This is a genomic window from Salinibacterium sp. AL4.1 (assembly GCF_059767305.1).
In genome coordinates, this window is sequence record NZ_JBSOQK010000001.1 from 164,835 (window position 1) to 187,561 (window position 22,727).

The window sequence follows — 22,727 nt, forward strand, 5'->3', positions numbered from 1 at the left end:
CGTCTATTCCGTTTCTTATTTGAGCACGTAGATGATGAGGAAGAGGCCGATCCACACTACGTCGACAAAGTGCCAGTAGTAGGAAACAACGATTGCAGTCGTTGCCTCTTTGTGTCCGAACTTCTTGACGGCAAAGCCGCGACCGAGCACGAGCAGGAAGGCGATGAGGCCACCAGCTACGTGGAGTCCGTGGAACCCGGTGGTGATGTAGAAGGCCGAGCCGTAGGAATCGCTCGATAGGCTAACGTGCTCGGAAACGAGCGTTGCGTACTCCCAGACCTGGCCGGTGACGAAGACAGCTCCCATGGCATATGTCATGAAGAACCACTCGGTCATGCCCCACTTGCGCATGTCGAACAGCGAACCTGTGCGGCTCACTTGCATACGCTCAGCGGCGAAGACGCCAAACTGGCAGGTCACGGACGAGAGCACGAGGATGATCGTGATTGTCGTCGCGAATGGCACATTGAGCTTTTCGGTCTGTTCCGCCCACAATCCGGGGGACGTCGACTTCAACGTGAAGTAAATAGCGAAGAGGCCGGCGAAGAACATCACCTCGCTACCAAGCCAAACGATGGTACCGACCGCAACAGTGTTCGGTCGCTGGACAGACTGGGCTCCAAGAGAGCGGTTGAGGGCAGCTGTGGTCACGTATCTATTATGGCTGATAACTCGGCGTAAGTTTTTCAATCCCCGGCCTGTCGGTTCAGGATCGGTAGGATTTCATTCATGTCTGCATCTCCAACTTGGCCAGAAATCCTTTCAACGCTTGTGTCCGGCAAGGATTTGTCGATCAGCCAAGCCTCCTGGGCGATGAATTCTGTAATGGTGGGTGAAGCGACATCCGCTCAGTTGGCCGCCATGTTGATTGCGCTTCGCATCAAGGGCGAAACGGTCGACGAGATCGTCGGATTCCGCGATGCAGCGCTGTCTAGTGCGCTGCCTCTGCCAGTAGACCCGATGGCATTGGACATAGTAGGCACCGGCGGAGACCCCTACGGCGCGGTGTTGAACATCTCCTCTGTCGCGTCGGTTATCGCTGCAGCGGGGGACGTGCCCGTTATTAAGCACGGCAATCGCGGCGCGAGTAGCAAGAGCGGAGCATCCGATGTTCTGAGTGCTCTAGGCCTCAAGCTCGATCTCGCGCCGGAACGCGTCGCCGAAGTGTTGGACGAGGTGGGCATTACTTTCGTCTACGCCGCGCTTTTCCACCCCGGCTTTGCTCACGCGGGACCGACCCGACGTGAGCTGGGCATTCCGACTCTTTTCAATATCCTCGGTCCGCTGTGCAATCCCGCTCGCCCGCAGGCCTCGGCCGTGGGCGTCGGTAGCCGCGAGCGAGTGAGCCTGCTCGTGGGGGTGTTCCAAACGCGCGGCGCTACTGCGCTCGTTTACCGCGGCGACGATGGAATCGACAAACTGACGACGACTGGCCACAGCCATGTGTGGGAAGTGTCGCGCGGTTCTGTGACCGAGCACGACCTCGACCCGCTTGAGCTCGGAATCCCGCGCGCGCCGATCGAAGCGCTCTTGGGCAAGGACCCGGAGTACAACGCTCAGGTGATTCGCTCGATTGTGGCGGGGGAGAAGTCTCCGGCGCGAGACGTTGTTTTGCTCAACGCAGCCGCTGGCCTGGCCTCATTCGAATTGGCGAAGGATGCCGACGAAAGCCGGCGACCTCTCGTGCAGCGACTGCGCGAACAGCTTGAGCGCGCCGAAGACATCGTCGACTCCGGCCGCGCAAGCGCCAAGCTCGACGAATGGGTCGCCGCGACCAATCGCTAGGCGAGCGAGAATCGTAGGCTCGCGTCGCCCGCGAAACCTGCGAGGCCTGCGAGACCCACGAGACGCCCGACAGCTGCCTAGTCGGTGTCTTCGTTGACCCAATCGAGCGTCTTGCTGATGGCCTTTTTCCAGTTGCGGATAAGGCGCTCACGCTCGGCAGCATCCATCTGAGGCTCCCAGCGTTCGCCCTCGTTCCAGCGATCGCGCAGTTCGTCGAGGCCGCTCCAGTAGTCGACGGCGAGACCGGCCGCGTACGCAGCACCGAGTGCCGTGGTCTCGGCGACTTCGGGGCGAACGACCGGCATATCGAGGATGTCCGCTTGAAATTGCATGAGTGCGGAGTTGGCGACCATGCCGCCATCCACTCGCAGTTCCGTCATCGCGACGTCGGCATCCGCATTTGCTGCTTCGATCACGTCGCTGGTTTGGAACGCGGTGGCTTCGAGTGCGGCGCGAGCAATGTGACCCTTGTTGGCAAAACGGGTGAGGCCGAGAATGGCTCCTCGCGCATCCGGACGCCAGTGAGGCGCAAAGAGACCAGAGAACGCCGGCACGAAGTAAACGCCACCATTGTCGTCGACTGACGCGGCGAGAGTCTCTACCTCTTCGGAACGAGAGATGATGCCGAGGTTGTCACGCAGCCACTGGATGAGCGAGCCCGTTACGGCAATCGAGCCTTCGATTGCGTAGCGGGGCGCGTCGTCTCCGAGCTGGTAGGCGAGCGTCGTGATGAGCCCGTTGTCGGAGTGCACGATGTCGGTGCCGGTGTTCGTGATGAGAAAGTTTCCGGTGCCATAGGTGTTCTTCGATTCGCCGGCTTCGAAGGCAGCCTGCCCAAAAGTTGCTGCCTGCTGGTCGCCCAAGATGCCCGCGACGGGAACTTCGCGCAGCAGACTCGAGGTCGAAACGGTGCCGTATACCTCGGAAGAGCTGCGGATGTCGGGCATGAGTGAAGCCGGAATGCCCAGTTCGGCGAGAATGTCTTCGCTCCACGTGCGCGACTCGAGATCCATCAGCAGCGTGCGACTCGCGTTGGTGACGTCGGTGGCGTGCACTCCGCCGTCAGGGCCGCCGGTGACATTCCAGAGAATCCAGGTGTCGGGGGTTCCGAAGGCAAGCTCGCCCGCTTCGGCCCGCTCGCGCACTCCGTCGACGTTCTCGAGCATCCACACAATCTTGGATGCAGAGAAATACGTCGCGAGCGGAAGTCCGGTGATCTTCTTGAACTTGTCGGTGTCGCCATCGGCGATGCGATCGATGATGGTCTGAGTGCGGGTGTCTTGCCAGACGATGGCGTTGTAGACGGGCTTGCCGGTGGCGCGATCCCAAATGATGGCAGTCTCACGCTGATTGGTGATGCCGACCGCGGCGATGCTGTGGCGGGTGATGTTGGCCTTGGAGAGCGCTTGACCGATGACCTCCCGCGTGTTGTTCCAGATCTGGGTGGCGTCGTGTTCGACCCAACCCGCCTTGGGGAAGATTTGATCGTGCTCCAGCTGGCCCGAGGTGACCGGCTTGCCATCGTGATCAAAAATGATCGCGCGCGTGCTGGTGGTGCCCTGATCGATCGAGAGTATGTAGTTCACCGGTTCTCCTTGGTTCTCACTCATTAGATAGCGTCAACGTAAAGCCAGGCGCCATTTTCGCGCACAAAGTCGCTGTTCTCGTGCTGCTGGTCGGCTCCGCCGTCGTGGCGATAGTGCGCGCGAAACTCGACTGTGCCGGTGGTATCGAACATGCTGCCAGCGGTGCGTGAGACGATGTCGAGTCGAAACCAGCGCACATCAGCATCAAGTTTGAGCGTTGCGGGACGGGTAGACGGATGCCAGGTCTTCAGCAGATAGGCGGTGTCGCCGACAGAGTAGGCGCTGTACCGCGAGCGCATGAGGCGTTCAGCGGTGGGAGCGAGTGCCTCACCGCGATGGAAGCGGCCACAGCACTCGTCGTAGGCCTCGGACGATTGGCACGGGCACGCGTTCATCTACCCAGATTAGCTACTCGTGGCTGCTTCGCTACGCATAGGTGGCCGCCATGCGCTTCGCCGTTGTTCTTACGCTCGAAATCGCGGCGCTCTCTATCGCCTCGACCGTGGGAGTGCTCGTTTCAACGATTGCTGTCTCGGCGGCCGTGCACCCGGCTAGAGACAGGAGCAGCGCACTCGTCGCGGCCAGCGTGGGAAATCATCGCCTTATGGTGGCGGCGTTTCCTGGGAAAAATTTATGGAGCGGCTGGGGTCTGCGGGAGAACACTCGGTTGTGCTTGCTGCTGCCACACGACGCTCGGCTGGGTGAGCAACACGATGAGCACGACGAGACCGGCAACCGGCACGAGGATCCAGAAGATATGGCCCCAGTGGCGGCCGGTATCGCGCAAGCGGCGCACCGTGACAGCTAGCTGCGGCACGAGCAGTGCGATCGACCACGCGCTGCTCAGGCCCATCGAGAACCCGACATTGGCCATATCAGTTCCGGCAAAAGGATCGAGCGATCCTGCTATTGCCGTCGTGATGAACGAAAACAGAGCGAACCACCAGTATTCGGGGCGACTCGCCACACCATTGAACTCCGCGTACTTGCGAAAGACGGAGGTGATGGATTCGAAGAAAGTCATGAGTGCTCCAGCGCGCTAGTGGTTGGTGCAACCCTACGGGGTGGTTGTGTGGGGCGCTCGAACAGGGGTGCGGTGGTCTAACGCGCCGACGCAACGTACTGCGAAAGATGCTCGCCCGTGAGCGTTGACTTCGCGGCGACGAGATCGGCTGGTGTGCCCTCGAAGACGATCGAACCACCGTCGTTTCCGGCACCGGGGCCGAGATCGATGATCCAGTCTGCATGGGCCATGACTGCGTGATGGTGCTCGACGACAATCACGGACTTTCCCGAATCGACGAGGCGGTCGAGAAGGCCGAGGAGCCGCTCAACATCGGCCAAGTGCAGACCCGTGGTTGGCTCATCCAGAACGTAAATATCGCCCTTGTCGGCCATCTGGGTGGCGAGCTTGAGGCGTTGCCGTTCTCCACCCGAGAGAGTGGGGAGCGGCTGGCCGAGCCGCAGGTAGCCGAGCCCTACATCGACGAGCCGGGTCAGGATGGCGTGCGCGGCGGGAGTGCGTGCGTCGCCTTCGCTGAAGAACGCTTCGGCCTCGGCGACGGACATCCCGAGCACCTCGCTGATGTCGTGCCCGCCGAGCTTGTACTCGAGCACGGAGGCCATGAAGCGCTTGCCCTCGCAGACCTCGCAGGGCGTTGAGACGGTGGCCATGACGCCAAGGTCGGTATAGATCACCCCAGCACCGTTGCAGTTCGGGCAGGCACCTTCGGAGTTCGCGCTAAAAAGGGCGGGCTTGACGCCGTTGGCCTTGGCAAATGCTTTACGGATGGGCTCGAGCAATCCTGTGTAGGTGGCGGGATTGCTGCGGCGTGATCCCTTGATGGCGGCTTGATCTACCGACACGACGCCCTGACGCGGTACGACCGAGCCGTGAATGAGGGAGCTCTTGCCGGAACCAGCGACCCCCGTTACCACCACGAGAGTGCCCAGCGGGATGTCAACGTCGACGTTCTTGAGGTTGTGGGTATCGGCGCCGCGAATTTCCATGACACCAGTGGGGGAGCGCACCTCATCTTTGACCGAGACTCGGTCGTCAATGTGGTGGCCGGTGACGGTGTCGCTCTGGCGCAGCTCGTCGAAACTGCCCTCGAAGCAAATCTGTCCGCCCTCGGTGCCGGCCCCTGGGCCAAGATCGACAATGTGGTCGGCAATCGAGATCGTTTCGGGCTTGTGCTCAACCACGAGAACGGTGTTTCCCTTGTCGCGCAGCCGGAACAGGAGCTCGTTCATCCGCTGAATATCGTGCGGGTGGAGGCCAATAGTCGGCTCATCGAAGACGTAGGTGATGTCGGTGAGTGACGAGCTGAGGTGGCGGATCATTTTGGTGCGCTGCGCTTCACCACCCGAGAGCGTGCCGGCCGGGCGATCGAGCGAGAGGTAACCGAGGCCGATCTCCACGAACGAGTCGAGCGTCTGCTGCAGCGCTTCGAGCAGCGGGGCGACCGACGGTTCTTTCAGCCCACGCACCCACTCCGCGAGGTCGCTGATCTGCATGGCGCAGGCATCCGCGATGTTGATTCCCGCGATCTTGGATGCTCGGGCACCCTCATTGAGCCGGGTGCCGCCGCAATCGGTGCAGGCAGTGAACGTGACGGCCCGATCGACAAAGGCGCGGATGTGGGGCTGCATCGCCTCGCGGTCTTTCGACAGCATCGACTTCTGAATTTTGGGGATCAACCCTTCGTAAGTCATGTTGATCGACTGCATTTTCACCTTGACCGGCTCTTTGTAGAGAAAGTCATGCAGCTCTGTCTTGGTGTACTTTTTGATGGGCTTATTGGGGTCGAGGAAGCCTGACTCGGTGAAGATGCGCACCATCCAGCCGTCGGCGGTGTAGTTGGGGATAGTCAGGGCGCCCTCAGCGAGTGACTTGCTGTCGTCGTAGAGCTGCGTGAGATCGATGTCGTTGACGGTGCCGCGGCCTTCGCACGTGGGGCACATGCCGCCGGTAATACTGAACTCGCGACGCTCTTTCGTCGTGACGCCGCCCTTCTCGAAGGTGACTGCGCCGGCACCCGAAATGGACGCCACGTTGAATGAGAACGCCTGCGGCGATCCCACATGCGGATCGCCCAGCCGGCTAAATACGATGCGCAGCATGGCATTGGCGTCGGTGGCGGTGCCGACAGTGGAGCGGGCGTTGGAACCCATACGTTCTTGGTCGACGATGATCGCCGTCGTGAGGCCCTCAAGTACATCGACGTCGGGGCGTGCGAGCGAAGGCATAAATCCCTGAAGGAACGCGCTGTAGGTCTCGTTGATCATCCGCTGTGACTCGGCCGCAATGGTGCCAAAGACTAAGGAGCTCTTGCCTGAGCCCGAGACGCCAGTGAAGACCGTGAGCCGACGCTTCGGGATGTCAATGCTCACGTCGGTGAGATTGTTCTCGCGAGCGCCCCGCACCCGGATGAGGTCGTGGCTATCCGCCAGATGGGCGCTGGGGGAGTCGGGGTTGCTTGTGCTGGCCATGGTGGGTGCCTCCCGGGTGGTGTGGATGTCGCCGCTCTGCGAAATCGCTGATGCTAGTGACCATTATTGCGAGAGTTCGTGGGATTGCGCGGACACTCTAGCGTTCCGGTTCTCGCTGTGGGAATCTAAGATGATGATCCGTCACGATAGGGGCTGCGGTTGATTGAGTTGCATCGCCTTTCGAAGCGTTTCGGAGCGAACCTCGCGCTCGATGACCTCAGCTTTACGGCTCTGCCTGGACGGGTAACTGGCTTCCTGGGGCCAAACGGTTCAGGCAAAACCACGACCATGCGCATCTTGCTCGGCCTCGAGACGGCGGATTCGGGGGAGGCCCTCGTCGGAGGCGAGCCCTACAGGCGAATAAAGAACCCGCTATTTCGTGTTGGCGCTCTGTTGGATGCTCGCAATGCGCATCCCGGACGTTCTGGATTCGACCACCTCAAGGCGCTAGCCCTCACCCATGGAATCTCTAACGATCGTGTTGAGTTTGTGCTCGAAGAGGTGGGGCTCAGCGGCGTGGCCTCTCGTCGAGTGGGAGGCTATTCGTTGGGGATGCGCCAGCGGCTGGGCATCGCAGCCTCCATGCTGGGCGATCCCGAAGTCTTTGTGTTTGACGAGCCCATCAATGGCTTGGACCCCGACGGCGTGATGTGGTTTCGGCAGTTAGTGCGGGACTTCGCGGCGGAGGGGCGCACAGTGCTGCTGTCATCCCATCTGATTGGCGAGGTTGCGCTCACTGCTGATCATGTCGTGATTGTCGGGCGCGGGAAAGTGCTCGCGGATTCTCCGCTATCAAATATCGCCCGCCTTCAGGGCACTGAACGCGTGATGGTGCGCAGCCCCCGCGTGCGCGACCTGATCGAGCCGCTCGTCGCATTCGGCGCAAAGGTAACAGAAGAGCGTGACGTGCTGACAGTCGAAGGCTCGACTGCTGAAGACGTCGGGCTGCTGGCGGCTCGGTTGAACATCCCGCTTACCGAGCTTCGCACTCAGGTGGAATCTCTCGAAGAAACGTATCGCCAGCTCACCGATTCGAGTGTCGAATATCGGCAGGGATCGGAGAAGTGAGTCCCGCCGTCGCAGGCCGCGACGAGGCCAAGAAGCACACTCACATTTGGGGCGTGGTCCGCTCAGAACTACTCAAGTTGTGGTCTCTTCGCGCGCCGCGCCTCATCCTGCTGCTGATGTTCCTTCTCCCGGTGGCCCTTGCGACAGTTCGCGTGTTCTTCGTGCCGTTGGTTATGGGCACCGATCTGGACACCGACGGCACCTCAGTGCTCTTCGAATCGATATCGGTGAGTGCGCTACCACTGGCGGTGTTGTCCGCGACACTGGGTCTCATCGCCATGACGTCGGAGTACACCGACGATTCTTTGGCGGCGTCGTTGGCTGCCGTGCCCTCGCGCGTAACGCTCGTCTTGGCGAAGACCATTCCGGCTATGGGGCTCTCTGTGTTCTCCGTAGCGGCGGGGATAGCTGTCGCCGGCTGGATTGCATCCATCACGCTGACATCGCGCGGCTATACCGTGCCCAGCCTCGACCGTTCGGCTGAGTTGTTGCTCAGCGTCGTCGCGGGCGCTGCATGCTTCGCGGTGCTGGGCCTTGCGTTTGGCGCGCTCGCGCGATCAGCGGTTTCTGCCTCAATCGTCTTTGTCGGGATTATCTTGTTGATGCCGAGCACGCTCTTCTATCTTGGGGGAAAATGGGTGCCTCGGTTCGTCGAGTTACTCCCGGCCAGCGCGCTCCAAGCGCTCACTACGCGAGCGCCGGCAGAGCCATTCGTATTGGAAGGGACTCCCGCGTCGGCGCTGGAGCCGTCGGTGGGATTCGCTGTGCTCGCCGCGGGATCAGCGCTCTTCCTGGCAGCCGCGGTTGCAATTTTCGTGCGGCGGTCAGTACATCTGGAGGTCTCGCGCAACGGTCGTCAGTCGCGAGCCTCGCGGCCGGCGATAGAAGTGGAGGGCTCTGGCCGCGGATTGCATTTCATGGGAGTAGTTCGGTCCGAGGCCCTGAAGGCGCATACCCTGCCGTCGTCGCGGTGGCTTTTGGCATTGAGCGCGGGCTCTATGGTTTTCGTGGCGTGGCGCTGGGCTGGCGCGAGAGATGCTGCCGAGATTCTGGTGGCTCCAATTGCTGCGTGGGATTTAGCTTCGCAAACCTTTAGCGAGCAGGTCACCGCAATAACGGGTGGGCTATCGCTGAGTCAGTTCCTGATCGCAGCCCTAGGGGCCACAATCGCTACCTCAGATTTTGCTACGGGTAACATCCGTCCGGCGCTCACGGCGGTACCGTTGCGCGGATGGGTGCTCGCGGCGAAAACAGGGGTTGTTGTTGCCTCGGCGATGGCTGCGGGGGCAATCGGATTACTGCTGGCCGCACTAGTGGCAACGCCCATTCAGCAGGACCAAGGATTCTCCGCGATGTTCACCGCGAGCGCCGTGTGGATTTCGATCGCCAAAGGAACGCTTGCGTTCGGGCTAGTCGCGGCACTCGGATGCGGTGTGGGCGTGATCGTTCGTTCACCGTCCGCCGCGCTTTTTGCCTTGGCGGCGCTCTTCGTCGTCGTGCCGACCCTGACGAGCCAGATGGAGCCTGCAACTGTCGACACCCCGCTTGTCTGGCTCACTAACGTTGGTCGAGTATTCCCGTCGGGGCGCGAAGCGGCGGAGACGCTGGGCCCGAATTTCTTCCACCCGTGGTTTCAGTTTGGCAACATTCTGCAGCCTCCACCCGGCGCGCAGATGGCGGTGCTGCTTCTGTGGGCGGCAGGCAGCTTGGCCATCGCGTGGGTGCTATTTCGTCGTCGTGGAGTCTGAGCTCTAAGCGGCAAGACCTGCGAGCAACTCGTTCATGTAGTTGATCTCGCTCATTTGCACGGCAACCATCCCATCGGCGAGGGACGTCACGACATCGTTCGTGGATCGCTCGAGAACGCCTTCGGCCATGTCGACACCTCCCGCGTGGTGGGCGATCATGAGCTCAAGGAACATGGCGTCAGCATCGGTCGTGCTCGCTCGAAGCGCCTCCATCTGGTCGAACGTCGCCAAGCCGGGCATAGTCATCGCAGTTGTGGGGTCAGAATCCGAGGTGCCGTGTGATTCGTGTTCTCCGTCATCCATCATCCACGTCATCGCGGGCTCGCTAGAAGCTTGCGGCAAGTTCCACATGATGAGCCACGCGAACATTTGTCCCGCTTGTTGGCCCTGCGCCGTCGCGATGTCGTAGGCCAAGGTTCGTATGGCCTCATCATCACTCTTCTCCAGAATGATCATTGACATCTCCACCGCCTGCAAATGGTGAGTCTGCATATCGCGTGCGAACCCTGCTTCAGCGCTTGTCGTCACCGGATCCGAGGATTCGCCGGGCAGGAGTTTTTGCCCAGCGAGCACGCCAAAGCCGAAGAGCAGCAGCGCTGCGACGGTCATGGCGCCGATGCGGAGCAACGGTCGCGGTCGCGAGGCGTCAGCTGCGTCGGTCACGCGATGCGTCCGCTGCCATCGATTCCTCCGGCGCACGACGCGCCGATCTCTGGTGCTTCGCCGCCTTGCCAGAACTTGTCAATGAAATCCTGCATCCGCGGATCATCCACCCCGTCGAGCTCAACTTGGTTTCCCCAGGCAGAGATGACGACGGGTGCCTCTAGGTCGTCAAAGGGTGACAGTACCGAGTAAGTCGACGGAACAGCGTCTTGCAAAGACTCAAGATCTTCTCCGGCGACTTGCGCGGGGTCGTAGGTCACCCACACTGCCCCGTGCTCTAGAGCGTGCACAGCGTTCTCGTTGGGCACCGGCTCGGTGTAGACACCGCAGTTCAGCCACACGGATGCATGCTCTCCACCGACTGGAGGGCTCTGTTCGTAAGCGACCGTGCCGGTGACATGACCGGCGACCAGGTTCGGGTAGTTCTGAACCCCGTCGATTTCGATAGCCTCAGGATTCGTTCGAGGAGTTCCGTTGGTGACTACCATGACGATCACTAATGCCAATACGCCGACTGCCGCGACGCTGCTAATGACGATACCAATCACACGATGGCGCTTCTCCGCAGCCTGCTTCTTCTTCATTGCGGCTACTTTTTCCGCCCGGCGCGCAGTGCGCTGCTGTTTTACTGAGAGGTTCTGCCCCTCAGGTTCGGAATGTGGCGCGGGTGAGTTGCGAGGTGGCATGCAGGTGGTCCTGTCGTCGGATGCGCGTGGCGGGAACAGATGTGCAACCCCAGACTATTTGCACGATCATCTGAAACTCCTGCAAGGAGTGCATGCGTCGAGCTCCGTAGACCGAACTCACTGTTCGCGATGACGCCAAGCGCGCTCCTGGCTTCGGGTTAGCGCCGCAGCTAGCCCTGCTCTGTGATTGTCCGAAGCGCCAGCAGGTGCCGATGGTACGCGCGATATCCGGATACCGTCGAAGTCACCCAGGTGCGCGGACGATTGCCGACCGTCCCTTTAATCACTTTCGCGTAGCCGGCATCCGCAAAGTAGCTGATCGCCTTGCTGAGAGCAGAGTCCTCGACCTCGAGGAGTTGTTTGAGCGTCGCAAAATCGATCTCATTTCTGGGTCCGAGAGCAGCCATTAACGACAGCCGTATTGGCGTGAGAAACGCATCATCGAGCTGGTGGCGCGGATGCTGTTTCATGAACGGGTGTCTCTGGGCGCTGGCAGCGCCGAAGCCAGTAGCATGATGAGGAATACAGCGATGCCGGCGGCTACCGATGCCGCGAATGATGGCGACTTTGCCAGCGGAGCCAGTACGGCGAAAGCGAAGAGCGTGCTTGTGGTGATGCCGAACGCAGTCCACTGCATCCAGCCCCACTCGAAACCAACCCGGGGCAGAGTCCACGAGGATTCCTCCAGCACGTAGGCGAGCATGATGCCCGCGAGCGCGGCGACCATCACCAGTGCTGAGACGATCGGAACAGTGCCGAATGAGATGAGCAAGCCAGCTACTGCACCCATGATCGCCGTGTTCCACCGCACGGGTTTACTGAGCGGTGCGTAGCCGCGGTCAGCCGGAATGGGGGAGCGTGGCACTCGGATCAGTTGAGCTATGGCGGGTACAGCTAGAGGAATGAAAACGGCGAGAGCGACCAGCGGGATGAGCGAACGCGAGTAGGGTACGTCAAACACGGACAGCGCTGACAGAACGGTCATTGCGATAAACGCGAGGACCAAAGGGATCCACACTGCTCGAGGCAGCGCTCTTCGGATGCCGAACCGTTCACGAGTGCCCGTGGTCAGCGTGGTAAAGGCCAATATCGGCACGATGAGTAGCGATGTTTGCGAGAACTTGTCGGGGTTGCTGTCGCCGGCTGTGCCAATGCTCCCGGAAAATGCGAGAAGAAACACGCCAACATAGCTGGCTCCCAGGAGAGCGCTCCAGAGGCTGAACCACGCAAAGCCGTGGGACGGCCCCCGCTGCTTCACCGAATCGCGCACTTCCTGATGCTGCTGGAGCTGGCGAGAGGCTTCAGCCCGCGTGGTTTGTGGGGCGGGATCTGGGCCGGTGGGGGAGTCCACGGAATCACTTTCCATCTGGAAAGTGTAGCGTACTTGAGTTTTTCGCAAGTATTCAGGGGGATCTTTCGGCAAAGTCTTGACAATCAATCACTTCAGGCTTGTATCATACTAGTGACACAAGTTGAAGGAGTCGTCAATGTCATACCACGTGCTTGTCCTGCAGTCTCCACTCGTTCTGGCGACAATCGCAATCGTCATCTTCCTTTTCGTGACGCGAAGGCGAACCGCCGAAACTGTCCTGCCGGGACGCAGTGCGTTCATGCGTTCAGTCGCATTCACAGGGTCAGTGGCGGTAGTGATCGTCCATCTCGCGGTGCAGTTCTTTCCGGTGCTCGACTTGGCGCAGCGTTACCTGTTGCCCAGTTTGGATGTCGATTTCAGTCCCGATCCGTGGGCGTATGCGTGGTGGCGCTATCCGCTGCCGTTGGTTGTCGCGGTCATGGTGCTGACCATAGTGATGGTGCGGGTTGCGCGAGAGTCTGGCGCGATCGAGGTGCCGGTGTTGTCATTGAAGCCGCGTGGGTGGGTTAGTTTCGCCAATCGTAAAGAGCTCGCAACCGCAGCCAGCGTTCTCGGTGCACTCGTGAGCGTCTCGCTATTTGCGGGAGTGCACTCGATCACCGACAGATTTGGGCTGCACACGCTGGTCAGCGGGCCGCGACCCGTCGGCGTCACCGATGCTGCCTGGGATGAGTACGGAGCCAGCACTTTCTACGGGTGGGCTTATTCAGTGCCGGTCGTCATGCTCGCTGTAGTACTTTCGGCGCAGCTGTGGTGGGTGTTGCGCACCATCTCGGTTCGCCCGTTCGCGAGCCCGGCATCCGTCGATGCGGAAACTCGCGAGCGCACGCTCACGTCTTCTGTACTTCTTCGACTTTTCATCGCCGCAGTGTTGCTTCCGCTCGGCGGCGCTCTTCTCCTTATCGGTCAAACGGCGATGTTCTCCAGCGTGATTACCACTCTAGATTCCGTTGACTACTTCGTGCCTTGGGGCTACGCATCCTTTGCTCCGGCGATCGCCGTGACCGGCGCGGTGCTGCAGGCGCTCGCGCTGCTGATTCTCGTGGCGGTTATGCGTGGCAAGCGATCGCGCGTGTCCTCCCCGGAGTTGGTGCGCTCGTGACTGACGCCAACGAGATCTACGAGCAATTCCGCGGGATGATCGTGTCGGGGCAGGTCGGTAGCGGCGAGCGGCTCCCCACGGTGCGACAGGTCGCGAGCGATCTTGGGGTCGCGAACGGTACTGCTGCCAAGGCGTACAAGATGCTTGAAGCTGACGGGCTCGTCTACTCGCGCACGGGCGCGGGCACCCGAGTCGCGGAAGGCGCCTCCGTGCTACCTGGTGCGATTGTGACGCGGATCCGCGAGCTTGTCTTCGACGCCAAAGGACTCGAAGTTCGAGAGGAGGATGTCGTTACGGCGATCCGTAGAGCCTGGAATTCCTGACAAGCTTCGGCAGCGTGCGCGGACGATGCTCAGTGCTGGTGCGGCCGTGGCATTCGTCGAGGTCAGGGTTGGTGGGGAGGTTGCCGTTTGAGTCGCGTTCGATGGAGATGCCGAAGCTGTTCAGGGCGTAGCCGAAGAGGGGTGATCCGGTCTCAAGGGCGGCATCCAATTGGCCAGTGAACACTGAGGTGTCATCCAGACTCGAAATGTATAGTCAAACTTGTATAAAGCTCGATTTACCACGACTGGGTCTTCGAGGCCTATCGGCAAGTCGGGCAAGAAGTTCGATGAACCATCGTCGCTCAATTCAACCGCGAGCGACGCAACCACTCGAAAGGTTACTCATGAATCGCTTCTCAGACCGCGTAGTTCTCATCACTGGTGGGGGATCCGGCCTCGGCCGTGCCGCTGCCGTTCGTCTCGCTTCGGAGGGCGCGAAACTGTCGCTTGTCGACGTCTCCGAGGCTGGCTTGGCTGACTCAGCGAAGGCAGTCGCTGAGGCTGCACCCGGCGCCGAGGTATTGACTGTCGTCGCTGACGTTTCCAAGGAAGAGGATGTCGACCGTTACGTAGCGGAGACAATTGCTCGCTTTGAGCGCATCGATGGCTTCTTCAATAACGCCGGCATCGAAGGCAAGCAGAACCTCACCGAGAACTTCTCCGCAGATGAATTCGACAAAGTCGTCGCCATCAACCTGCGCGGTGTGTTCCTCGGGCTGGAGAAGGTCCTCAAAATCATGCGCGAGCAGGGGGCTGGCATGGTCGTGAACACCGCCAGTGTTGGCGGAATCCGTGGAATCGGAAATCAGTCCGGCTACGCAGCGGCCAAGCACGGCGTGGTGGGCCTCACTCGCAACTCTGGTATTGAATACGCGGAGCACGGCATCCGCATCAACGCCATCGCACCTGGTGCCATTTGGACGCCCATGGTTGAAAACTCCATGAAGCAGTTGGATGCTGAGAACCCGCGTGGCGCCGCTGATCAATTCATCCAGGGCAACCCCACGAAGCGTTTCGGCGAGGCGCCCGAGATTGCTGCCGTTGTGGCCTTCCTGCTGAGCGATGACGCGAGCTATGTCAACGCAACCGTCCTGCCCATCGACGGCGGTCAGTCGTACAAGTACTAAGTCGTTGAGCCTCAAGCTCTAATAACGATGCAGGGGAGTGGGCGGTCGAATCGACCGCCTGCTCCTTTTGTGTAACAGCTCTGAGAATTATTCAGAGTGGGGCGTCTTGGTGGACTCGAGTTCCTCGTCAGCCATCAGGATGCCATCACGAACGGCATTGCGGATGACGCCGTGGAGTACGTGGAGAAAGATGCCGACAAGAACGACGGCGATAACGAAGTCCATAGTTTGTAGCCTCCAGTGCTTACTGCGGGATGATCTGTGGTGAGGGGCCATTTCATTTATAAGCTGACATAATGTGCATTATCGGATACCAACCACTGCGCCGAGAGGGGCTGGAATTGTCTGGTTACTCGGACACCTCAGGCGGCAACTCCGTGACCGTCACAGCCCACGGCTGCTCGTTCGTCATTGAAATGGAAACTGAATAGCGCCCCGACGCATCGATCACCAGGTCGTCTCTGTGAACGGCATCCTTCGTGCTCGTGCGGCACTCACGCGACGTTTCAGTGCCGGCGCCGAGTGAAATTGTGAGTCGCCCCGGTCCTATGCAGTCTGAATAAAATGCCACTCGGCCGGTTTTCGACGTGAACGGGGACGTGTCGAGTGATTCGCTCAGGTGTGAGTTCTGAACCAGCACTTTCTCATCCTGAACGTCGAACTCGACCACAGCCTGGCTTTCTGACATAACGTAGGTGTCGCCGTCGCTGCCACCGGTGCCGACCTCGACATCCAACCCTCTCGAGCCACTTTCGGCGATGTTGACGTTCGCCGAAGTGCACCCAGCAAGAGCGACGAGGCTGATCGTGGCCGCGGCGATGACAAGGCGAATCAGCGGTGAACTCACGCCACTCCCCTGTCTCGGTGTAGTGCTCGCCCACGTTGGCGGTGAAGCCCTGCGCACTTGCTGCTATCGCGAGAATACACCCACGACTAGAGGATATATCAATTTCTGTCGCCTAGAAAGAATGTCGCCGACTATCGAGGAAGCGAGCGAGCGCTTCCGCTGCTGCCTCATGATCAAGGGCGTCCGGCTCCCCCGACATCGTGAGCGTGCCAACTACCCTGTTGCCCACTCGCAAGGGTATGGACCCACCGTGAGCTTTGACCAGCGCGTGATCCACATCGGTGCGATCCTCAAACGGCGCGCCAGCCGCAAGATGGCGGAGTTTGATCAGCAACGACGGCTCTTCGAACTGCACGGCAGCGGCAGCCTTACCCGCAAGCCAGGGGTCGTTCTCGGCGTTTGTGTCCTTGAGCTTTGCCTTGAACACGACGTCTGAACCGAGTGCGATCTCGACTGCAAGATTGAGGTCCCATTCCTTGATGACCTGAACGGCGAATAGACCCAACGCCACAGCGTCGTCGTTGGTCAGTCGAGCGCAATCCAGCACGTTCAAGTACTCGAGGTCGGCGACAGTGTATTCCGGCAGCGGGCGCGTCATTGGGTTCTCTTCTCCAAGCGGGACCGAACCAGTTCGACAAGCTCGGTTGGTTCGAAACGATCGGATGTCGCGGCCAGCTCGTCGAGTGTCCACCAGCGGTGTTCGAGCACTTCGATGCGCTCGTCGTCAGTCCAGAATTCCTTCGACGGCTCGAAGGCATCTACTTCAGCCTCATAAAACACGGCGTTACCCGTGTCGTGGTCGGCGTCATCCCACTCGACAATGAAGTCGTGCGCCCACACGGGCTCGCCCAGTGCGGTCAGCTCGAGCCCAGTTTCCTCGTGAAGCTCGCGCACGGCAGCCTCGTGATGAGACTCCCCCGCATCCACACCGCCTCCGGGCGTCAGCCAGCGTGAGATGCCGCTCGTGTCTGGCGCCCTCGTGAGGAAGAGCAAGAAACGGTTATCACGGTCAAAAAGCAGCACCCGGCTGGTGGCTCGGTTCACCGGCATCCGGAGACCGTTACTTGTTGAGAAAGTCTGAAACGTCGCCGACGTAGCGGGTGTTGTTTTCCGGCACGGGCTCGACCGCGGCAGAGGCGACCTCGGCGGCGAATTCGCTCACGTTGTACAGGCGGCCGGCCGCTTCCTTGCGGGCTTCGATCGCACCGGGGTTGGCGCGCTGCAACAGCGTCGCCGTGATGGTGCCCTCGATCATGTCGCCCGAGACAACAACAAAGCTGACGCCCTTAGCTTCGAGTTCGGGAATCAGTTCGCGCAGTGCATCTTCGCCAGCACGCTTACTGAGCGCGACAGGAACATACTCGGGCATAGTTTCAACCGTGCGAATGAAGTGTGCCTGGTGGCTCGTCACGAATACGACGCGCGAACCTTCGTGCAGCAGCGGCATCATGGTTTTCAAGAAGTTGACCTGCGCGTCGCGGTTCAGTTGCATGGCGTAGTCCTCAGCCATGCCGCCTTCCATGCCGCCGGATGCGTTGAGCACCAAAATCTCGAGGCCACCGAACTCTTCCTTGACGGTCTCGAAGAGTGCAGAGACAGTCTCGGGGTCAGTGAGGTCTGCACCAATAGCGATAGCGGAACCATCGGTCTCGTTGAGCTGAGCCACCAACTTGAGGGCGCGAGCCTCCTTGTTGCGGTAGTTCACGGCAACACGAGCACCCGCCTGCGCGAAGTAAGCGGCGGTGTCCGCGCCAATTCCCCGCGAAGATCCGGTGATGAGCGCGCGAGCGCCATCGAGCGAGTGAGCGGCCAGAGGATTCGAATTATCGCTATTCACGCTACGACTTTAGCGGTCGAAGCGGCGCTCTGCAGTGATCTAAGTGCTAGCGTCGTGAGTGAAGATTTGTCGAACAGCGCAACGATGAAGGGCGCCAGCTAATGCTCGTAGACCTCACCCAATATTTGTGGATTCTGTGGCTGGCCCTCGTCGTGCTCTTCATCGTTGTGGAAGTACTCACTCTGGAGTTCACTTTCCTCATGATTGCGGCTGGCTCGCTCATCGGCGGCCTCGGCTCCAACCTTCTCGGTTGGCCCTGGTACGTGCAGATTGCGCTGGCGGCGGCCATTGCCGGCCTTCTCATCTTCACGATCCGCCCGGTGTTGCTAATGAACCTCGAAAAAGGTGCCGATCCGGCCAAAAGCAATGTCGAGGCGCTGTATGAACTCGGTGGCCACGTCACCGGCTCGTTCACCAAGGGCATCGGCGAGGTCAAGCTCGACAACGGCGAAACCTGGACCGCACGCATCGGTGACGGTTCAGCCCCCTCCACAATCCCCGTGGGCAAAAGAATTTCCGTGATGGCCATCGAAGGCGCCATCGCCGTCGTTGTTCTTGACAAACGAACCCCCGGCACCACCAAGCCTCGAGCGACTACGTAATCGCCGAGAAAGGAAGAAAAGTGACTGATCCCGCTGGCTTCGTAGGCCAGGTATTCGTGGTGATTCTGCTCGTCATCCTCGCCATTTTCGTGCTCGTGACGCTGTTCCGTGCGATTCGCATTGTTCCGCAAGCACGTGCCGGCGTGGTTGAGCGCCTCGGAAAATACCGCAAAACCCTCCTCCCCGGCCTTAACATCCTCGTACCTTTTATTGACCGGATGCTGCCTCTCATCGATCTGCGCGAACAGGTCGTCTCGTTCCCGCCGCAGCCGGTCATCACCGAAGACAACCTCGTTGTCTCCATCGATACCGTGGTGTTCTTTCAAGTCACGGATGCCCGTGCGGCCACCTATGAGATCGGCAACTATCTCGGAGCCGTCGAGCAACTCACTACTACTACGTTGCGCAACGTAGTGGGTGGGCTCAACCTCGAACAGGCGCTGACGAGTCGCGACAATATCAACTCTCAGTTGCGGGTCGTTCTTGACGAAGCGACGGGCAAGTGGGGCATTCGTGTCGGACGCGTCGAGCTCAAGGCCATTGACCCGCCCCTTTCCATTCAAGACTCGATGGAAAAGCAAATGCGTGCTGAGCGCGATCGCCGTGCGCAGATCCTGACCGCCGAAGGAACCAAGCAAGCCGCGATTCTCGAAGCGGAAGGTTCGCGCCAGGCTGCCATTCTCGAAGCTGAGGGTGAAGCGAAGGCGGCAGTTCTTCGCGCCGATGGTGAGGCCGCCGCAATCAAGACGGTTTTCGCGGCGATTCACGAGGGTGATCCCGACCCGAAGCTTTTGGCGTACGAATACCTCCAGACGCTGCCTAAGATTGCAGAAGGTGACTCCAACAAGATGTGGATCATCCCGTCAGAACTGACGGAAGCGCTCAAGGGCATTGGTGAAGGATTCTTTAGTGGTAAGGGACCAGTCGCGCGCTAGCGCCAACTCGTCATTTCTCTCCCCCGCAGGCCCCCGTGTGTTCGCGCATCGGGGGCTTGCGCTTGATGCACCCGAAAACACGATGCTTGCCTTCGCGAAGGCTGTCGCCGAGGGGGCTCAGTTCATCGAAACGGACGTTCATGTCAGCTTCGACGGAGTAGCCGTCGTTGCGCACGACCCCAGCCTCAGTCGCGTTGCTGGTCGCGCCATCAACGTGGAGCAACTCACCATGGCAGAGCTGCGACGTATCGACTTGGGCGAAGGTCAAGGCTTCTGCTCTTTGGCCGAAGCGCTCGACGCGTTCCCTGAAACCCGCTTCAACGTGGACGTCAAGATTAAGGGCGCCGTTCTTCCCAGCGCGCGTGCTATTCGAGAAACGAAGGCAGTCGATCGCGTTCTCGTGACCTCATTCGACGAACCCCGCCGTGCCGCAATAGTCGAGCAGTTGCCCGGAATCGCGAGCTCAGCATCCGCTCGACGCTTCTTGATGGCACTGATCAGCGCGAAAGCGGGTATTTCCCCCGCCATGCGGCGTGCTCTTTCTGGGCTCGTTGCCATCCAAGTGCCAGAGAAAGCGCTAGGGTTGCGGGTGACCACTCAGCGGATGATTTCCCGCGTGCACGATCTCGGACTAGAGATGCATGTCTGGACAATCAATGAACCGCAGCGAATGCGTCACCTGCTTGACCTCGGCGTCGATGGAATCGTCACCGACCGAGCAGACCTCGCCCTCGAAGTTGTGAAATCGCGCGCCTAACAAGATCGCGCACACTCCACTTCACGGCAGCGGGAAATGTTGGCAAATGCTGACAACTCGCTGTGAAGACTGCGCGCTTGGAAGCATACGTTCAGCAAGAGGGTTTATTACTTGTAGAAACCGCGAATTGAAGGAGGCCACACGATGGCAGATCGCAGCTTGCGCGGCATGAGACTTGGTACCCAGAGCCTACAGAGCGAAGAGGGTGTCGAGTTTTCCCCGCGGAAAAAGAGCGTATACAAGGCGACCGACGGAAACACTTTTGAAGTGATGTTCTCGTCTGACGCCGAAGTTCCCCAGCAGTGGCTTGACGCCAAGACGGGTCAAGAAGGAACACTCCTCGATGACAACGGCGAGCTGGTAGAACTCGATGAGGTCGACGTGAAGGTTCCCCGTAGCCACTGGGACATGCTTCTCGAACGTCGCACTCGCCCAGAACTAGAAGAGCTTCTTCAAGAGCGTCTCGACTTCTTGCGCGCCCGTCGCGGTCAGCAGAAGATCGGCGCCTAACGACGTACTGAACTCAGGGTCGCCGATATTCCCCATCCGGTGACCCTGAGCAGTGCTTCTGCAACAATTCCTGCATGCATTTTTGACCGGCCCGTTGAGCGCTCAACGAAGGTGATCGGATGCTCCGCCACTCGGTAGCCCGCACGTTCTAAGTTCCAGGCCAGTTCCACTTGAAAGCAATAACCCTGCGACGAGACGCCTTCGAGGCCGAGCTCTCGCAGAGCACTCGCGCGAAACACCCGAAAGCCTGCGGTGAGATCGCGAATGTCTGAGTGCAGAACTCGCCGGGCATAGGTGTTTCCGGCCTGCGAGACGCTGTGGCGGTACCATGGCCAGTTCTTGACTGATCCACCTGGCACCCAGCGTGATCCGATGACGAGATCGTTGCCGGCTCTAGCGAGTGCGATCATCGCGGGGAGTTCGGCGGGGTCGTGAGAGCCATCCGCGTCGATTTCGACAATGTAGCTGTAGCCGCGTTCCAGAGCGAGCGCGAAGCCCGCGAGGTAGGCCTTTCCCAGCCCTTCCTTGGCGGGCCGGTGGAGCACCGATACTCCGGGATCAGCAGCGGCAAGTTCCTCAGCGCGCTCCCCCGTGCCATCAGGGCTGGAGTCATCTACGACAAGCACATGAGCACGCGGCACCGCTTGGCGCAGACGGCCGACGATCGAGGCGATGTTCTCGATCTCGTTGTAGGTGGGAACCACCACGACGACGTTAGGCATTCTTTCTCCGACCGGCCAATCCTGCGATGATGAGGGCTCCAAGTCCGAGACCAGACACGAGCCATTCAATCTCTCGACCCCACACGACTGCAGGAGTGATGCTCGTCGATAGCGGCACATCCTCGACCATCGTGGCGGCGGTGTACCAAGGAACCTCGGCGATCGTTGTTCCATCAGGAGCGATGATCGCGCTGAGCCCCACGGTAGAAATATTGACGACACTGCGGCCGAGTTCGAGCGCGCGGATACGAGCCATGGCCAGCTGCTGGGCGCTCTCGTCGGTCATGCCGAAGTCGGCGTTATTGGACGACGCGATAATCACTTGCGCGCCCTGCTCGACCGATTCGGTCAAAATCTGGTCATCGACAATGTCGAAGCAAATATTTACGCCGACCGTGACTCCATTGACGTCGAAGACCATGTCAGTCGTACCGATGGAGTAATCCCGGGCGATGAGTCCGATGAGATCGGGGGCGAACTGCGCCCAGAAGTCGCGATTCGGCACGTATTCGCCAAAGGGAATCGGATGACGCTTGTCATAAATGTCGACGACGCCCTCCCCCGGCATCCACAACAGCTGGCTGTTGAAGACTTCGCCATCCCGCTCGGTGATGTCACCGGAGATGAGGGGCGCGCCAGCCTGCTCGACCACGTAGTCGAACGCGGATGCCGCATAACTATTGCTCAGCGGCGACACGTCAGTGCCGCCCTCGGGCCACACGACGAGATCAAGGTCTTGGCCATAGAGGGGCTCAGTCGCGGTGAGCTGGGCTGTAAGGAGATCGCCACGCTCACGCTCGTCAAAGTAGGCAGCCTTTCCATTGCCCTGAACGGCGCCGACGCGCAGGGTGCCGTTGAGCGTCGCCTGCCACGTCGGAACGTTGAGCATGAGCGCGAAGACCGCGACCGGCACAAACGCTGTGCGTAGCGCGCGCGACACGTGTTGAGCGCGGGCATCCAGCGGTAGCTCGCTGTAGTGACGCCAAGAGTATTCGGCGGCGGCGAGAGCCAGTGCAACGACGAGAACAATCGTGAAGCTCACGCCGGAGACGCCGATCCACGGAAAAAGTGGTGCGAGGGGGCTCTCTGCTTGGGAGAGCGCGACGCGGCCCCAGGAGAAGCCGCCGTAGGGCCATACGCTCATCCACGCTTCGCGGGCTGTCCAGAGGCCCGCTACGACGATGGCAAGCCCGAGCGTCGCGCCCCAGCCTGCCCCGAACGCCCGAGGCAGCCAGCGATACGCCAGCGTGATTGCCAGCGCCCCGAGGGCCACGAAGAGTGACTCCAAGAACGACAGCGCGAGCATGGGAACGGGGCCTAAGAAAAGCGATGCCCAGGAGATGTGCGTGAGGTAGAACGCAAAGCCGCCGAGAAAGCCGACAAGAAATGCCGACCATGAGCGTCGACCGCGAAGCGCGATCAGCATGAGGGCGATGCCCACGAAAGTCATCGGCCAGACGCTGATGTCGGGGAACCCGGCATCCATGATCGGACCGGAGGCCAGTGCTGTGATGATCGCAGCCCACAAGGGCAGCACAGCAACGGGTTTATCGGGCATCACGAGT

At 60.3% G+C, this 22,727-nt stretch carries 27 protein-coding genes; 10 read left to right on the forward strand and 17 right to left on the reverse strand.

Translation table 11 applies throughout. From position 1 onward, the window contains the following. Nucleotides 1-15 precede the first annotated feature (15 nt). The gene (gene ctaE, locus ACWTV3_RS00845) at nucleotides 16-651 is read right to left on the reverse strand and encodes an aa3-type cytochrome oxidase subunit III (RefSeq protein ID WP_100389062.1); all 636 of its coding nucleotides are present in this window, start codon (nucleotides 649-651) and stop codon (nucleotides 16-18) included. A gap of 78 nt (nucleotides 652-729) precedes the next feature. Between ctaE and trpD the strand changes: the two genes are divergently transcribed. Then, the gene (gene trpD, locus ACWTV3_RS00850) at nucleotides 730-1,785 is read left to right on the forward strand and encodes an anthranilate phosphoribosyltransferase (protein WP_498476421.1); all 1,056 of its coding nucleotides are present in this window, start codon (nucleotides 730-732) and stop codon (nucleotides 1,783-1,785) included. Nucleotides 1,786-1,862: 77 nt separating this feature from the next. Here the strand turns inward: trpD and glpK are convergent, their stop codons facing one another. The 4 genes from glpK to ACWTV3_RS00870 all read right to left on the reverse strand — a co-directional run bounded on the left by glpK (nucleotide 1,863) and on the right by ACWTV3_RS00870 (nucleotide 6,863). Next, a complete protein-coding gene (gene glpK / locus ACWTV3_RS00855) occupies nucleotides 1,863-3,371 on the reverse strand; it encodes a glycerol kinase GlpK (protein ID WP_498476422.1) in 1,509 nt (502 codons plus the stop codon). Nucleotides 3,372-3,394: 23 nt separating this feature from the next. After that, nucleotides 3,395-3,766 carry a YchJ family protein gene (locus tag ACWTV3_RS00860; protein ID WP_498476423.1) on the reverse strand — a complete coding sequence of 124 codons (372 nt, stop codon included), beginning with the start codon at nucleotides 3,764-3,766 and terminating at the stop codon, nucleotides 3,395-3,397. Between the two features lie 236 nt (nucleotides 3,767-4,002). After that, nucleotides 4,003-4,395 (reverse strand): DUF805 domain-containing protein, encoded by a 393-nt coding sequence (locus ACWTV3_RS00865; RefSeq protein ID WP_498476424.1) that lies wholly within the window; start codon nucleotides 4,393-4,395, stop codon nucleotides 4,003-4,005. Between the two features lie 77 nt (nucleotides 4,396-4,472). After that, nucleotides 4,473-6,863, reverse strand: coding sequence for an ATP-binding cassette domain-containing protein (locus ACWTV3_RS00870; protein WP_498476425.1), 2,391 nt, complete (start codon nucleotides 6,861-6,863; stop codon nucleotides 4,473-4,475). A 159-nt stretch (nucleotides 6,864-7,022) separates the two neighbouring features. On the opposite strand from ACWTV3_RS00870, the gene ACWTV3_RS00875 reads away from it, so the two are divergent. Both ACWTV3_RS00875 and ACWTV3_RS00880 read left to right on the forward strand, forming a co-directional pair. Continuing rightward, nucleotides 7,023-7,931, forward strand: coding sequence for an ATP-binding cassette domain-containing protein (locus tag ACWTV3_RS00875; RefSeq protein WP_498476426.1), 909 nt, complete (start codon nucleotides 7,023-7,025; stop codon nucleotides 7,929-7,931). Further along, nucleotides 7,928-9,679 (forward strand): hypothetical protein, encoded by a 1,752-nt coding sequence (locus ACWTV3_RS00880; protein WP_498476427.1) that lies wholly within the window; start codon nucleotides 7,928-7,930, stop codon nucleotides 9,677-9,679. The genes ACWTV3_RS00875 and ACWTV3_RS00880 overlap by 4 nt, the downstream gene beginning before the upstream one ends. 3 nt (nucleotides 9,680-9,682) lie before the next feature. Here ACWTV3_RS00880 and ACWTV3_RS00885 read toward each other — a convergent pair whose 3' ends face one another. From ACWTV3_RS00885 to ACWTV3_RS00900, 4 genes are all read right to left on the reverse strand, one after another. Continuing rightward, nucleotides 9,683-10,342 (reverse strand): DUF305 domain-containing protein, encoded by a 660-nt coding sequence (locus ACWTV3_RS00885; protein ID WP_498476428.1) that lies wholly within the window; start codon nucleotides 10,340-10,342, stop codon nucleotides 9,683-9,685. Further along, nucleotides 10,339-10,926, reverse strand: coding sequence for a thioredoxin-like domain-containing protein (locus ACWTV3_RS00890; RefSeq protein WP_498476429.1), 588 nt, complete (start codon nucleotides 10,924-10,926; stop codon nucleotides 10,339-10,341). The genes ACWTV3_RS00885 and ACWTV3_RS00890 overlap by 4 nt, the downstream gene beginning before the upstream one ends. Before the next feature lie 272 nt (nucleotides 10,927-11,198). Then, nucleotides 11,199-11,498, reverse strand: a complete 300-nt coding sequence (locus ACWTV3_RS00895) for a transcriptional regulator (RefSeq protein WP_498476430.1) — start codon at nucleotides 11,496-11,498, stop codon at nucleotides 11,199-11,201. Beyond that, the gene (locus ACWTV3_RS00900) at nucleotides 11,495-12,394 is read right to left on the reverse strand and encodes a hypothetical protein (protein ID WP_498476431.1); all 900 of its coding nucleotides are present in this window, start codon (nucleotides 12,392-12,394) and stop codon (nucleotides 11,495-11,497) included. The genes ACWTV3_RS00895 and ACWTV3_RS00900 overlap by 4 nt, the downstream gene beginning before the upstream one ends. Before the next feature lie 121 nt (nucleotides 12,395-12,515). Between ACWTV3_RS00900 and ACWTV3_RS00905 the strand changes: the two genes are divergently transcribed. Next, nucleotides 12,516-13,502, forward strand: a complete 987-nt coding sequence (locus ACWTV3_RS00905; RefSeq protein ID WP_498476432.1) for a hypothetical protein — start codon at nucleotides 12,516-12,518, stop codon at nucleotides 13,500-13,502. After that, complete coding sequence (locus ACWTV3_RS00910) at nucleotides 13,499-13,825, forward strand: GntR family transcriptional regulator (protein WP_498476433.1); 327 nt, start codon at nucleotides 13,499-13,501, stop codon at nucleotides 13,823-13,825. The genes ACWTV3_RS00905 and ACWTV3_RS00910 overlap by 4 nt, the downstream gene beginning before the upstream one ends. On the opposite strand, the gene ACWTV3_RS00915 is transcribed toward ACWTV3_RS00910, so the two are convergent. After that, nucleotides 13,794-14,009 (reverse strand): hypothetical protein, encoded by a 216-nt coding sequence (locus tag ACWTV3_RS00915; protein ID WP_498476434.1) that lies wholly within the window; start codon nucleotides 14,007-14,009, stop codon nucleotides 13,794-13,796. The genes ACWTV3_RS00910 and ACWTV3_RS00915 overlap by 32 nt on opposite strands. A 160-nt stretch (nucleotides 14,010-14,169) precedes the next feature. Here ACWTV3_RS00915 and ACWTV3_RS00920 point away from each other — a divergent pair, with 160 nt between their 5' ends. Further along, nucleotides 14,170-14,952 (forward strand): SDR family oxidoreductase, encoded by a 783-nt coding sequence (locus tag ACWTV3_RS00920; protein ID WP_498476435.1) that lies wholly within the window; start codon nucleotides 14,170-14,172, stop codon nucleotides 14,950-14,952. An 87-nt stretch (nucleotides 14,953-15,039) separates the two neighbouring features. Here ACWTV3_RS00920 and ACWTV3_RS00925 read toward each other — a convergent pair whose 3' ends face one another. The 5 genes from ACWTV3_RS00925 to ACWTV3_RS00945 form a co-directional block, all read right to left on the reverse strand. Continuing rightward, on the reverse strand, nucleotides 15,040-15,177 hold the full coding sequence (locus tag ACWTV3_RS00925; RefSeq protein WP_498476436.1) for a hypothetical protein: 138 nt from the start codon (nucleotides 15,175-15,177) through the stop codon (nucleotides 15,040-15,042). Between the two features lie 124 nt (nucleotides 15,178-15,301). After that, nucleotides 15,302-15,799 carry a hypothetical protein gene (locus ACWTV3_RS00930; protein ID WP_498476437.1) on the reverse strand — a complete coding sequence of 166 codons (498 nt, stop codon included), beginning with the start codon at nucleotides 15,797-15,799 and terminating at the stop codon, nucleotides 15,302-15,304. 112 nt (nucleotides 15,800-15,911) lie between these two features. Beyond that, a complete protein-coding gene (locus ACWTV3_RS00935) occupies nucleotides 15,912-16,397 on the reverse strand; it encodes a heme-binding protein (RefSeq protein WP_498476438.1) in 486 nt (161 codons plus the stop codon). Next, on the reverse strand, nucleotides 16,394-16,849 hold the full coding sequence (locus ACWTV3_RS00940) for an NUDIX hydrolase (RefSeq protein WP_498476439.1): 456 nt from the start codon (nucleotides 16,847-16,849) through the stop codon (nucleotides 16,394-16,396). The genes ACWTV3_RS00935 and ACWTV3_RS00940 overlap by 4 nt, the downstream gene beginning before the upstream one ends. A gap of 10 nt (nucleotides 16,850-16,859) precedes the next feature. Then, entirely contained in the window at nucleotides 16,860-17,636 is a 777-nt protein-coding gene (locus ACWTV3_RS00945; RefSeq protein WP_498476440.1) for an SDR family oxidoreductase, read from the reverse strand. A gap of 101 nt (nucleotides 17,637-17,737) precedes the next feature. Here ACWTV3_RS00945 and ACWTV3_RS00950 point away from each other — a divergent pair, with 101 nt between their 5' ends. From ACWTV3_RS00950 to ACWTV3_RS00965, 4 genes are all read left to right on the forward strand, one after another. Continuing rightward, a complete protein-coding gene (locus ACWTV3_RS00950; RefSeq protein WP_498476441.1) occupies nucleotides 17,738-18,238 on the forward strand; it encodes an NfeD family protein in 501 nt (166 codons plus the stop codon). 20 nt (nucleotides 18,239-18,258) lie between these two features. After that, nucleotides 18,259-19,173: an SPFH domain-containing protein gene (locus ACWTV3_RS00955; protein WP_498476442.1), complete on the forward strand. Its 915-nt coding sequence runs from the start codon at nucleotides 18,259-18,261 to the stop codon at nucleotides 19,171-19,173. Then, nucleotides 19,148-19,930, forward strand: coding sequence for a glycerophosphodiester phosphodiesterase family protein (locus tag ACWTV3_RS00960; RefSeq protein WP_498476443.1), 783 nt, complete (start codon nucleotides 19,148-19,150; stop codon nucleotides 19,928-19,930). Before ACWTV3_RS00955 ends, ACWTV3_RS00960 begins: the two co-directional genes overlap by 26 nt. 144 nt (nucleotides 19,931-20,074) lie before the next feature. After that, nucleotides 20,075-20,440, forward strand: a complete 366-nt coding sequence (locus ACWTV3_RS00965; protein ID WP_100389042.1) for an RNA polymerase-binding protein RbpA — start codon at nucleotides 20,075-20,077, stop codon at nucleotides 20,438-20,440. On the opposite strand, the gene ACWTV3_RS00970 is transcribed toward ACWTV3_RS00965, so the two are convergent. Both ACWTV3_RS00970 and lnt read right to left on the reverse strand, forming a co-directional pair. Then, nucleotides 20,437-21,162 carry a polyprenol monophosphomannose synthase gene (locus tag ACWTV3_RS00970; protein ID WP_498476444.1) on the reverse strand — a complete coding sequence of 242 codons (726 nt, stop codon included), beginning with the start codon at nucleotides 21,160-21,162 and terminating at the stop codon, nucleotides 20,437-20,439. The genes ACWTV3_RS00965 and ACWTV3_RS00970 overlap by 4 nt on opposite strands. Continuing rightward, a complete protein-coding gene (lnt, locus tag ACWTV3_RS00975; protein ID WP_498477922.1) occupies nucleotides 21,155-22,720 on the reverse strand; it encodes an apolipoprotein N-acyltransferase in 1,566 nt (521 codons plus the stop codon). Before lnt ends, ACWTV3_RS00970 begins: the two co-directional genes overlap by 8 nt. Between the last annotated feature and the right edge of the window lie 7 nt (nucleotides 22,721-22,727).